The following is a 13,184-nucleotide window of genomic DNA, read 5'->3' as shown; positions in this document are numbered from 1 at the left end:
TTCGCCACACCAAATGCAAACGGCTTCGGCAGTACCGAGACGTAGAACAGAAATAGTGAAAGTTTCTCTTTGACCCGAATCGTTCGATGGAGACCACTGGATGGGTTCTATCAGCAAGGTGGAAGCGCTTCCATTGGACATGGTCGAGATGCTATTTGATATACCGTGCGGCTGTCAACACAACTCAGAGCACATCTGCCTGGACTAATGGCTTAGAGGGCAGCTTTTCCCAGCAGGTTGATGAACAGGATGAACGCCTTCTCCCCTAGGTCTGGGGTGGAGTGCGCATCATTGCCAATGATGCAGCAGTACTATTTAATCTGAAGCCGCATTTCCTTACGACGGCCATAACAGCGATCTTCGTGTCTTCACTATGGTTCCCTTTGTTGTTGAGAACACGGGAAACAGTAGACATAGAGACACCCGCTTTACGTGCCACTTCTTCAATGGTAACTCTTTGCCCGGATTCAGATTTATGTGGCATTGCTACATTTCTTTCAATCAGCCCATCGAGGATATTGTTAAATCTTTGTTGGACTTCTTTCTTCGGGAGTTTCATTCGCATCGATACTGCACTGTCGCCTATTCCGCTCGCAAGGAGGTCAAGCAGTTCCACATCACCTGGGTCAAGGAGCGTTCGTGGACTGCATACTGCGAGTCGCGACACAATATAGTCTGGGAGATACCGCTCTCTGCGATGTACCATTTTAATGGCGGTCAGGATCTCCTCGTCCGAACAGGCTTTAAGAAGATAGCCGTAAGCGCCCGCGATTACCGTCTCGTAAATATCGTCATCATTCTCAAAACTCGTGAGAATAATCACTTTCGGGGTGACGGTGAGCGCTCGGAACGCCTTAAGAGTCTGAAGCCCGCTCATCTCCGGCATGCGCAGGTCAAGAAGAACGACGTCGATCTTGGCTTTATTCAGGGCCACGAGGGCAGCACCCCCGCTTGATACACTGCCTACGACATTTAATTCCGGGTACGAAGCAAGCATGCTGGATAAACCAGCACGGACCACCGGGTGATCATCTACTATCAAGAGTCGAATTGACTTAGCATTCGTCATGAGGTCGGACAGTGTTTCGCCAGCGATCTTTAATATACTCCAGCGAGAAAGGCCAAAGCCTATTCGGCCGACAAGGCGCGGCCACGGTAATTGTCGTCCCGTTGCCATCACTTATGATGTCTAAACGAGCGTTGATCCTTTCAGCTCGACGCCTCATGCCTGTCAAGCCAAAACCTTCGTAGTCATCGGTTTTTTCGAATCCTTCTCCATCGTCTCGAATGGACATGAAGAGAATGGCTCGCCTATATTCAAGGGCAATGGTTAAATGTTTTGCTTCGCTGTGCATGACTGCATTCGCGATTGCCTCTTGGCCGATGCGAAAGAAACCATCAACTACGCGCAGAGGCAGGACACGAGCTTGGCCGGTGACGTGTGTGGTGACGAGCAGTGAGCTGCCTGCCACCATTCGTCGACCAACCTGACTCAACGCTTCAGCGAGGCCTGCTTTTTCGAGTATTTCCGGTCTCAGACTTGTGAGACTTCGTCTTGCCTCGTCGTGACTGTGCCGAACCAGCTCACAGGCTCGGTTGAGCTCCTGTTGCATCTTCGGAGCATCTATGTCTGAGGACTTTTGCGAAAAATGGTTACGAATAGCTCTAAGTTGAAAATCTAATCCAGCAAAGCTTTGTGCCAATGTATCGTGCATTTCATGGGCGAGACGTTCGCGTTCGTCGAGCACAGCCTGGTGCCGCCACTGTTCGGCACGCCCGTAGAAAACATGCGCCAGAAATCCTAGAACCAGCATAATGGCGCCCATGCTACCGAGGTGCTGTGGTGTCCACCAAGGAGGGCCAGACAAAACTTTAACGTCGTCCGGTGAGCGCAACACGAGGGCAAAAGGTAAACGATTTTGCGTGTAAATCGATCCGAGCATGCAAATGCCTCTAAGGCGCAGCACGCTCCCTTCCTTCAGATTTCTAAGATGGCCGGCAATCTCAGTAGTGCTAGGAATTGCGTAAAATTCCTGTTGGCCTCCACTGAGTCTAATCTTCATGTCTAGATCTTTCCCGGGTAGCATTGCGTCCAAGCGACCCTCGATCTCGACAAACATCGAATCGTAATTGCCTGTGGAAGCCTGGAGCGGGGTAATCGACAAGGCAGGAGCGGGCAGAACGCCAGCAAGTCCGCTAATTGTCGCATCCGCAATGCGGACGCTAAAATCATCTACGGTCGCCTGGCCGCTCACTTCGATTTCATCGCCAATTTTAAGATAGGAATCATTTCTAAGCACGACCTGTGCACCAGCAGTTGCATCCTGGACATAGATATGAGGCGTTGTTAGAACCACTACCCCTCGTAAATTAACGTGAGTAGGCTGCGAAACCGCGAGAAGGCGAAGACTGCTAATCGGCAATATTTCAGCTTCCGGAATGTAGGGACCCTTTAAAGGATCAGCGTTCCGAACCAAACCGTCAGCATGAGGGTATTCTCCCTGGCTTGTGGGATATAGTGAAGTTTCTGTAGGTCGCAACGATTGCTCAATTGAGCTGTTTTTCGCATCGACAGCTTTGACCTGCACCTTGCTCCAAAGGCCACCTGATTCTACCGATCGAAGTCCGAACATTCCTTCTGTAATGCAATCTGGATCGAAAACGTCTGTACTTGTTCTCTGAGCCGACGCAACATCGGTCGCAGAAGCTTGGATGACGCAACCAACAGCTGAAAGAGTCAAATGATAAACGTGATTGGGAATTACGCCACCTTGCATGTGCTTGGGCGGAAATTCTAACCAACCATGATCAGCTCTTCCGATAACTAGTGCCTGATCATCCGTGCTTATGCCAGCATAGTATCCGCTATAGGCGTCCACGCCGTCTTCTATGTCGCTTGCGCGGATGATAAGTCCTGCATTGCCCCTCCCCAGGAGCTCGACATCGGCTTCGACTTCGTAATCTTTCCAGTAGGGCGAACCGCTGATGAGCTTTGCCCCGCGCTCGTCCGACTGATTACGAACCTTGCTATTTATGGTGCTCCAATCACCACTATATTCACGCCATTCACTCAATTCACCACTGCGAAATCGGTCATCGTAGGGCAATCCAAGCAAAGGACTATGAAGATAAGTGAGTGTGAAGAAGATTAGCAATGATACGAACGTCGCACCAGCGGTATATCGTACCCAAAGTGGTACTACCTGCCATGTCCAACGTTCTCTCACTGGTGGCTTGCCCTCCAATCGTTGCTAATGAGAGGCCTGACTTCTACCGAATTAACATTTTCGATTGTAATAAGCGTGGGCGGCAACTTGATCGTCGCAGATGCTTGAGTCATGGGGTGAATCACTATCCGTACAGCCTCTAACCCCATTAAGTAGGTGTTTTCTGCGATCAGCGAATCAACCTCACCCGCACGCACAGCATTTGCAAGCTCCGTGCTCTGTTGAACACCTACCAGTTTGATGCGTTGCGCAAGTGACTGATCCTTAAGAGCGAGATAGGCACCCACCGTATTAGTGCTGTCTAGAGAGAAAATCGCGGAGATATTTGGCTGAGCCTGTAATACCTGCCCCGTAATAAGCTCTGAATCGACGTTGTTATTAGCGCCAACGCGACGGTCGACGACTTTGATGTTCGGGAACCGTTCGGCAATTGTCAAAACAAAGTTTCTCAGCACGGAAAGGGAACTGAGTGATTGGGGATTGATTCCTATGATTGCTACGTCGCCTTTTCCTTTCAATATAGAGCCGATGCGCAAGGCGCCCATCTGGCCGACCATATCGTCGTCGTTCAGAATATAGGCTAAGTTCTTCTGTGGAGCGAATGGCAACGCCGATGCGAGGATTACCGTTGGTACGCCAGCAGACAATGCCCGTTGGACGGGCACCATGAGCGCCAGAGGCTGATCCGGAGTCAAGATCAGGCCTTTACACTTCTGCTCAACAGCCTTCTCGACCATTGCGATCTGTTGCTGCACGTCGTCTTCGCGAGTAGGAGCATTCCAGCGAATACGAATATTTGCATCGCGTGCAGCGTCCGCGGCGCCAGCGTGTTCCGCCTCGGAGATAGTAGTAGAGGTTGTTCGTGGGATGACAAAAATCTCTTTGGAAGCGGGGTGGCAGGACGCAATAGACGATGTCATCACGAAGAAACAAGGTATTACGGCAATCTTGGACACCGTCGCGATCTTGCCAGGCCGTGCTAACACTGTCGGCTGATCCTTTTCGAAATCTCTAAATTAGTACTCAGATTGCTTATCATGTGCCTCAGTCGCAAGTTTCATCCTCCAGCAAACGCAATCGCTCGATTTTGCTAAAGGTGTTACGCGTACCAGCTCCTGAATTGGAAAGCACCTTCAGTTTAGTACGTGATGCGGCGGGCCCACGAATTCCAAGTTTTCTCGGAATCCCGCCGTTAGCTCGGCCCAATTCGGCCGCATGGGAATTTGGGCAGTATTGCAGTCGTGAAATAGCAGAGAGCACTTCAGTTCTTGTTTTGTGAGAGACATTTTCGGCACCATTCACGACACGCGACGCCGTGGCTGTCGAAACCCCCGCAAGGCTAGCAACGTCTTTTAATGTACACGGCACGACATTCTCCTGAACAAATGCTTTAGCATCATTTGGCCGCAACGCGAACGACAAGCCTATATCCTCGATGCCATTCTTGGGGATAATCGAGAGCTGTCCTGTATCATCCTCCTCCCCCGTGAACTCGAATAGGCTGGTCTCATGACAATCGGCTGACCGATTCCAACGACCTATGGCCGATTTGAGCGGGTTTCCTAAAGGCCAGGCTAAGAGGTTTATTTTTTCGACGGAATTAGTGTCCCTATCCTCGCCACAATTTTGCGTCCTCCATTGTCACGGCTCAAGCCAGTCAAAACCAGTATGGAGTGATCATCAAGCTGATAGAGGGACGAGAACGTCGCAATGTCGTCGCTGCCCGGGAACGCCGGATCGATTTGGAACCACGAGTTTCCATAGTCTAAACTCATGGAGACCGCGTGGTTGTTTGAGGTTACGATAAGGCTGCCGTCGTTGAGGGACAAGAGGTATGGTGCACCCCGTTGCAACGGCACGGGTGAACCTAACCCAGGGCCCCAGTCGGTGCCATTTGTCGAGGTCTTTGCATGAACTTGACAGTTTTTAGGACCGCACACCTCGTATACGACTATGTAGTCACTATTCTTCATTCTCGTCCACACGGGCATACCTGGCCGATTGTCCCTACCATCGGCCACCACTCGGATCTCTTTTCCCCAGTTTCTTCCCTTGTCAGATGAGATCTTTTCAGAGACTATTTGGCTGAATGCTGGTGCACCGGCCGCATATTTTTCAGACGAGTACATGACACCGATTCGCTCCTGATCCAATTGGTAAAAGTATGGTTCGTATACGCCTTTATCGGGCTTTCCGAGCGCCCCTGGGGTTCCCACATTTCCATCGATCTCGCTGAGGTACTTCCAAGTTAACCCTCGGTCTGAACTCTTATAGACCGGCAAAAGATAAGACTCCTGCCAGCGTACCGATCGCGCGCAGAGTAGGAGTGAGCCGTCAGCGAATTCTGTGAATTGACCGTTGTCAAGGTCGCGACCGGGATCCGCGATCGTAGCAACTTTGGCCCAGGAATGGCCACCGTCGAGACTCCTCACTATGAACAGACGCGTACCGCCGCTGGGATCCAAACGATAGCCCCGGTCGCCTTTCTCGTAGGCGCTGTAAACGCATAGCCACTGGCCATTAGAAAGGTGTATTGCTCGAGGAAAGTCTGCCCCGAATGTGCCCGGAGATACCTTGCGATCATCCAAACGCTGATCGACTCCAGAATCCGTATACTGCGGGAGATCGGCAACGGTTATCAACGGTCCCCACTGAATCTTGGGCGTCGGGGATGCAATACATTTTCCTGGTTCTATACTACAAAGTAAATTTAGAAGCACTAAAGCGTTAAGAACCCGTAAACGTGTGAAAGCGATTGGCGAAGAAGCGAGTAGTTCCATTATTCAAGGTCTCCTAGTAAGGAATAAATCTGCAGCCGCGGACGTTACTGTATTCGCCTAGGGGTCGCGAATCTCGAGCCGCCTCTCCCATTCAGCGCAGAAGTTGTGTCAGAAAAGAATTTTTAAAGCTACTTGATTTCGTCGCGCTGCGTTCACCGTGCTGCTTATCACGCCAAACTGTTTGTCAGTAACACCTGCGTCTGGCAACGCAAATTGTGGGTGGTTTAGACTGTTGAACGATTCCAACCTGAACTGCAGGCTGACATGTTCAAAGTTAAGAGCTTTGAATAAAGAGAGATCGAGGTTGTCGTATCGGGGTCCCCGTATAATGTTCCGCCCGGAGTTACCGAATTCGCCAGGCGGCGGTGTAGTAAATGCGGCTGTGTTAAACCATTCCCTAATCCCCTTATTGAACCCGGAAGGGGAGATAGTTCCAACCAATTGTGCTCTCTCGGCAAAACTGTTGTTTAGATTGTTGTAGTCGGGGGCACTGATTGAAAAAGGAAAGCCGCCCTGGAAGTTGCCTATACCGTTTACTTGCCAACCACCGACAAGAAAATCAACGGGCCGCGGTATGTCAGACACGATTTTTTTGCCACGCCCAATAGGAAGGCTATACAACGCACTAACTATTACTCGTTGACCGACATCATATCCAGATCGAGCGTAGTCGCCACTGATATTGCGGCTATCCTGTGGCCCAATCCAGCCGGCCGGGTCACCTTGAACAGCCGATGCTGCCGTTTTAGTGTCCATTGCCTTCGACCACGTATAGGCAGCCAGAAATGTAAGATCTTTGCCAGTTTTTTCCGCGGTAGCATTGAACGCGTTGTAATTAGAGTAGCCGACCCAATCGTCCTCAATCACGGTGCCGAGATTTGTCCCGCCTAAATTTTTAAAAGGCACTCGTGTTTGAGGCAAGTAATCCGGTGAAGCGGGGTCCGCTGGATTACATTTCGGATCCTCGAAACACGGCAGCGGTTGGTTTGCGCTGGTCCGCATTAGGAGGTGTGTCCCTTTCGAACCCTCATAGTCCGCCGAAAGTTTTATGCCTTTCGGGAGCTCGTGTTCAAGCTGCAGCGACCAATTCTGGGTATAGGGATCGAGCTTCTTCCTTGCCTGCAATTGAAAGAAGGTAAGACCTTCCGCAGTGATGGGAACCGGGTTTGAGAGCGACGGGTATAGGTGGTTGGTATCGATCTGTGTAGTACCCACCTGCGCATTTAGGTGTTGGCTTGGAGCATAGGGATATATCTCGGTGTCATATTGATACTCCGTAGTTTCGGCGGTGTCATAAAATAATCCATATCCTGCTCGAATTACAGTATTACTTGCAATCGACGGTCGCAGCGCAAAACCGACTCGAGGCGCAAATACGTTCCGCGGAGCCGAGTTAGGATTTCTTCTTCCTGCGTATGCATAGTAGCCACCTCCATACGGAACGATCGATGGATCGGCAACGTACAGCCCACCTCCTGGAACCGTGTCATTCAGCCACGCAAAGTGATTTGTTGCCTCGTACGGAGTTGAAGAATAGTCATACCTCAAGCCGGCATTGACCGTTAGTTGGGGATTCACTTTGACGTCGTCCTGGAAGTAAGGTGCCCAGGAATGAAAATGGATATGTGGGTTATTCCCCTTTAGCGGGTTGCTCTGTGGCCCCGGTGATGTTACTTGGTACGCTTCGACATTTCCAAGGAGAATGTCGGCTATTTGATTTCCAGCGAATCCCGATGGGCTCGGTCCCACAGTGGATTGACCATTGACTGTCAGGGCACCAAGTGGAACGCCGATCGTTTGAAGGTCGTTCTGCCAGAACCGAACACCGAAGCCTATGTAAATTGTCTGACGCCCCTTTGTGAAAGTAAACGTATCAGAGAAGTCCCAGGTTGGCTGGAGTGACTGCAATGGAGCCGCCAGCGGACCGCTGCTCTCGGTGTAAGTGGTAGGCACCGTCACCATCGGACCGTTTGCGAGAGCCGGGCCCGAAAATGTCGACTGGGCAATCTCTGGGTACCCTGTGCCCTCAGGAGTAAAGACTCCAGTAAGTCCTAATGTTGCTAAATCTGTAGTGCTAATCGGATATGCTGTTGTGTTCGCGCGAGCTTCCAAATATCCAAATCCCACTTGATTGAGAACATTGGGTGTAAATATATGCGTCCACCCTACAACATAGGAACGAGCATCCTGGATCAGATAAGTATTTTGGACAGGTACTAACCCTCCATTCGTTCTAGAGACATTATCGATGGTCGCTCGAAAGTAAATTGAATCGTTCTTCCCAAAGTGCTGGTCAATTCGGTAGTTTTGCTGATCTGTATGAACAGGCGATGCGATTGCTCCCGAGTAGTTATAGACGGGATTTCCTGTCAGGTTGGGCGTGTTGAAAAATTTCGCTGCCGCTATTTGCCCGAGTCGTGAAAAACGCGCCTGAGGAACAACGTAGTTGCCACCGCTATCCTGTGAAAAAGGTAGGTGGGTTTCAGGGTCATAAATTGGTACCGTGACCAAAACACCATTGACAAGACGAGTCGCGGGGAACTTGCCAGCCAACTCCGACGCTGTTGGAACAAATGCAAGAGAGGTATTGGATGTGCTGAGGCGGAGGCCTTCATAATTAGCGAAGAAAAAGGTACGATTTTGCCCGTTGTAGACCTTCGGAATCCAAACCGGGCCACCGAGAGAGTATCCGAACTGATTTTGTCGAAGAGGGTTGACAGCTTGGGGCTTCACGTTGAAAAAGTCACGCGCATCCAAGGCGTTGTTTCGAAGAAAATCATACACTGAGCCGTGAAACTTATTAGTGCCTGATTTTGTACTTAGGTTGACTTGATTGACGCTATAACCATATTCCGCCGAATAGGTTTTCGTCTGCTCTTTGAATTCTTGGATCGCCTCGACGGAAAATACCACGGCTGGTGTTTGATATTGCGTGTCGTTATTCGTCATGCCATCGATAAGATATGCATTTGATGAGCTTCGCGCGCCTCCTATGCTTATCGCGCCGCCTTCGTTGTAACGAAATTGGTTTTGCTCACCCGAGATCTGAACCGCTCCAGGCGCCAAGAACAGCAGCCCAAGGAAGTTTCGGCCGTCAAGCGGAAGATCACTCACCTGCTTCTCCCCAATAACCTGACCGATCCCCGAAGTTTCCGTATCCAGAGCCACCGAACTTGCATTCACTTGGACGGTCTCAGACACCTGCCCGATCGCAAGTGTTATGTCGACGCGCGCCGCCTGATCGACGCGCAAATTTATAATGGCGCTTTGGCTTGTCTTGAAACCCTCTTTTTCCGCGATAACCTTGTAGCTGCCCGGGGGTAAAGTAGTTTCGGTATAATTACCGTTTCCATCTGTGTGGGCGGTCCGTGCGACTCCGGTTCCGGCGTTCAAGATCGTAACTGTTGCATTTGCGACGGAAGCAGCCGCGCTGTCCGAGACTCGGCCTGTAAAAGATCCGGATACGCCTTGACCAAAAGACGTAGCGCAATAGCACACTAAAATAATTACAAATCTCGCCACACACGTTCTCATACTTCCTCCGAAGAAAAGAAATCAAATACAAAATCATAAGTCTTGAACCGATGGAAGCGCTTCCACGAATCCGCGATTGATCTAATCATGTGTAGTGAGAAATTGTCAACGGTCAAATTTAGAAAAATTTGATTGAGAAAGTAGCTTTTCCGCGCGGGGCGCTTTTGGTCCAATGGATCCGTATGTTTGAAAGAGCTTTTCCTCGGCTCGGTCGGGCTTCAGTGGCCTGGATAAGCCGATAACAACTTTGGCGACGGGAGGCTCAGTGAAGATCAGCGGAGGCTTGGGGGTGGGTGAACGAGGCAAATCATGCGATCTCTCAGCCTCGCGGTGACAGCTGGTAACCAGGCTGTGGTCACCAAACTACCGCAATGTGGCGCTTCATAGTGTCTACGCCTGACCCTCCACCAGAGTTACAATTTGGTTGGTCCGCAGACTACGCGGGGAGTCCCACTTTCCGCTGGGCCAGCGAACACGCACGCCAACCTGCTCCGCGGTCCCTACACCAAAGTGCAGCCTGGGATCGTTACAGGAAAGGAAGCTCGACTGGCTCTGCACCTCCTGCGCTTGTGGCTGCAGACCCGGCGCCGTCACCACCACTCGCGCGCCGATCGCGCTGCGGTTCGACGTGGTGCCCCTTAGTCGTACCTTGAGCCACCGATTGCTTCCGCTCAGGTCATTGCGCAGTAGCGATGGCGGCTCATTCAAATTGGTAACAAGCACGTCGACATCCCCGTCATTGTCGAAGTCGCCGAAGGCGCAGCCGCGGCTCGAATGGAACTCGGTCATGGCTGGTCCAGCGCCCTCCAGCATCTCCTCGAATTTCCCGCCCCCCAAGTTACGAAAGAGCAGCCTTGGACCGCGCTCCACGAATTCCGGATAACGCTTGCCAATCTCTGGATAGACATGTCCGGTGACAACAAAGAGATCGGGAGCGCCATCGTTGTCGAAATCAGCGAATCCCGCTCCCCAGGAGACAAAGCGATTGTCGACTGCTAGCCCGGCGTCCAGGGACTGGTCCTCAAACTGGCCTGCTCCATTATTTCGGTAGAAGTTGGGTACGTCGCCGGCAAAGTTTGTTTTGAATAGGTCGAGACGTCCCTGGCCGCTCGCATCAGCCACAGCCACTCCCATTCCCGCCTGTTCCTCGCCGTCGTCGCTATAAGCCACTCCACGCAAGGTTGCTTCCTCACGAAAAGTTCCGTCTCGGTTGTTCATGAAAAGCAGGGAAGGCGTCGAGTCGCAAGCCACATAGATGTCCGGCCATCCGTCGTCATCGAAATCGGCGGTCACCACCGTCAGGCAGTACGAGTCGCGTGGGATCGCAACACCAGCCATGGCACTCACGTCGGTGAAGGTGCCGTCGCCGTTGTTGCGATAGAGGTTATTGCGTCCATGTTTGAAACCTCGGGGCCCGCAGTTCACTCCGATGCCGCGGAACATGCACAGCGGACCGCTGCCGGGAAGCGGAGCGTGCCTGACATCGAACTCCAAGTAACTGGAGACAAAGAGGTCCAGGTGGCCGTCTCGGTTATAGTCTACAAAGCTACAGCCGGTGCTCCATCGATGCGCGCTGTCGTCCAATCCAGATGACTTGGTCACGTCAGTGAAGGTGCCGTCGCCATTGTTGCGGTAAAGTAGGTTTTGTCCCCACCCTGAAACGAAGATGTCCTCGAAGCCATCGTTGTTGTAGTCACCGACGCAAACGCCACAGCTCCAGCCATTGTGTACGAGCCCGGCCTTCTCTGTTACATCGGTGAAGGTGCCGTTGCGGTTGTTGTGATAGAGCCTGTTGGTCGCGGCCGGGGTGCCTTCCCCGAAACTGTTGCCTGAAAGGACGAACAGGTCCATCCAGCCGTCACTGTCATAGTCTATAAACGCGCAGCCACAGCCGATCGCCTCGAGAATGTAATCACGATGACCCGAGCCTCCGTAGACTGTGATCTGCTTGAGGCCTGCGGCCGTGGCTACATCCGTCAGTCGCACCGGGAATGCCTTGTTCGATGGCCTGCCGCGCGGTCTCACCACGCCTTTGCGTTCGACAACTCCTTGGCCCAGCAACTTAGTTGTCAGGGTCCCCAGCATTGTTTTGAGGAAAAGCCTCCTCGAAGTGGCCATCTCTTACCCGCTCTCCGGAGAAGTCAACCCATGGTACATCGTGTCCATGCGGAACATTTCGCAGGATCCTGCGGTATCCTTTGGGGGTCATGTTTCTGCCTATAGCTCATCCACTTGCTTGGCTCTCGGCCATCGCACTGGCATGCGCATCCACTGTCGCATCGCCAAACGGCCCTGACCAGGCTAGGGCAGCGCTCGATCGCGGTGATTATCACATGGCCGAGAGCCTATACCGTAGCGCGCTCCAGAAATCTCCGAAGTCTCCGCAGCTATTGACCGATCTGGGACTTACGCTGCAGATGGAAGGCCGCTATGGGGAGGCGGAACATACCCTTAGGCAGGCGCTAAGTCTGCGCTACCTTCCGCTCGCGTACGCCTTGCTAGCCGTCGACCGCTGCCGTACCCGTAGCCTCGACGAGGCCAAGCCTATGGTCGACCGGCTGCTCCTGGAGAATGGCCGCGACGCGGAAATTATGGCCATCGTCGCACCGTGCTATCTGGACGAGGACGAACCGCTCGCCGCTGTAGAGGTTTACACTTTGCTCGCCGCGAGTCCAGGATTTCCCGCGGACTTAGCGATGGTACAGCTAACAAAAGCCTACATTGCAACCGCGCAGTTCTTCAGTGCGAAGCTGAAAGACGCGAGCAACTCTGCTGATTATGTTACGGCAATCGTCGGCGCGCGCGACAGCGCGTCCCCCAATGCCCGCGCCGCCTTCCCTCTGGCACATAAGCGTTCACCCTATTTTCACGCGGAGGCCTCGTTTAAGATGGCGCTCGAAGGCTGGCGCCAGCATACCGACGACGCTGCACTGCTGTATCAATTGGTGGTATTAGCTGGCGAAGGGGTGCTGCGGACGATAGAAGTCTGCCAAAGTCGGTTCCCGGACTCGGTTTACCTAATGCAGTTCCGCGCCGAGGTTCTCGCTGATCAGGGCCAGCCGGCCGAGGCGATCGCCGCACAGGAGCAATTGATTGCGAGTCACCCCGAAACCCCCGACGCGCGTTACACCCTCGGTATGCTTTATCGAAAGGCCGGCGATTGGGAACACGCTGTCGCTATCTTTGGCGACCAGCTCCACGCCGATCCACAGGACGAACGGTCTGCTGCCCGTTTGAGCGAGGCTCTGTTAAATCTGAATCGTTATAAAGAAATGGAGATAATGCTGAAGCCGCGCATCGAAGCTCCGCACCCCGCGATTTGGGCCATGCTTGATTTGGCGACCGCGGAACAAAAGCTGGGTGATCCACACGCCGCGATCCAGTTACTTTGCTCGGCCGAGCATGAAGATCCATCGAACAAGACGATCCACTACCGGTTGATGCGCCTGTATAGCTTGACCGGAGACTCCGTCGCCGCGCTTCGGGAGGCAGCACGCTTTCGCAGCGCCGCAAGTTCTGAAAAATAATGTCAGAGCTGAGTCGGCGCGATGTATGGTCCGCCGCCTTGTCGCAAGCGAAAAGTGATCTAACAGGGTGGTCTGCGCAAATGTATTCGTCAATAAGGGCGAAGATGTTGTCAAGG

General features: G+C 52.5%; 8 protein-coding genes. 1 reads left to right on the top strand and 7 read right to left on the bottom strand.

The genetic code is table 11. The features are described 5' to 3' along the window. Positions 1–265: 265 nt before the first annotated feature. The 7 genes from HDF10_RS20420 to HDF10_RS20390 all read right to left on the bottom strand — a co-directional run bounded on the left by HDF10_RS20420 (position 266) and on the right by HDF10_RS20390 (position 11,659). A complete protein-coding gene (locus HDF10_RS20420; RefSeq protein ID WP_183816815.1) occupies positions 266–1,069 on the bottom strand; it encodes a response regulator in 804 nt (267 codons plus the stop codon). Beyond that, positions 1,056–3,227 (bottom strand): histidine kinase, encoded by a 2,172-nt coding sequence (locus HDF10_RS21275; protein ID WP_183816813.1) that lies wholly within the window; start codon positions 3,225–3,227, stop codon positions 1,056–1,058. The genes HDF10_RS20420 and HDF10_RS21275 overlap by 14 nt, the downstream gene beginning before the upstream one ends. Continuing rightward, positions 3,224–4,183: a substrate-binding domain-containing protein gene (locus HDF10_RS20410; protein WP_183816811.1), complete on the bottom strand. Its 960-nt coding sequence runs from the start codon at positions 4,181–4,183 to the stop codon at positions 3,224–3,226. Before HDF10_RS20410 ends, HDF10_RS21275 begins: the two co-directional genes overlap by 4 nt. 88 nt (positions 4,184–4,271) lie before the next feature. Beyond that, positions 4,272–4,649 (bottom strand): LacI family DNA-binding transcriptional regulator, encoded by a 378-nt coding sequence (locus HDF10_RS20405; RefSeq protein WP_221271935.1) that lies wholly within the window; start codon positions 4,647–4,649, stop codon positions 4,272–4,274. 161 nt (positions 4,650–4,810) lie between these two features. Next, positions 4,811–5,509, bottom strand: coding sequence for a sialidase family protein (locus tag HDF10_RS20400; protein WP_183816809.1), 699 nt, complete (start codon positions 5,507–5,509; stop codon positions 4,811–4,813). Positions 5,510–6,115: 606 nt separating this feature from the next. Further along, a complete protein-coding gene (locus tag HDF10_RS20395) occupies positions 6,116–9,529 on the bottom strand; it encodes a TonB-dependent receptor (RefSeq protein WP_183816807.1) in 3,414 nt (1,137 codons plus the stop codon). Positions 9,530–9,931: 402 nt separating this feature from the next. Then, positions 9,932–11,659, bottom strand: coding sequence for a CRTAC1 family protein (locus HDF10_RS20390; protein WP_183816806.1), 1,728 nt, complete (start codon positions 11,657–11,659; stop codon positions 9,932–9,934). A gap of 89 nt (positions 11,660–11,748) precedes the next feature. On the opposite strand from HDF10_RS20390, the gene HDF10_RS20385 reads away from it, so the two are divergent. Further along, the gene (locus tag HDF10_RS20385) at positions 11,749–13,068 is read left to right on the top strand and encodes a tetratricopeptide repeat protein (protein ID WP_260178049.1); all 1,320 of its coding nucleotides are present in this window, start codon (positions 11,749–11,751) and stop codon (positions 13,066–13,068) included. The last annotated feature ends 116 nt before the right edge of the window (positions 13,069–13,184 follow it).

The organism is Tunturiibacter empetritectus (assembly GCF_014201375.1).
GTDB lineage: Bacteria > Acidobacteriota > Terriglobia > Terriglobales > Acidobacteriaceae > Edaphobacter > Edaphobacter lichenicola_D.
Note: the sequence above shows the minus strand (reverse complement) of the source record. Positions and strands in the feature narration are given on the sequence as shown.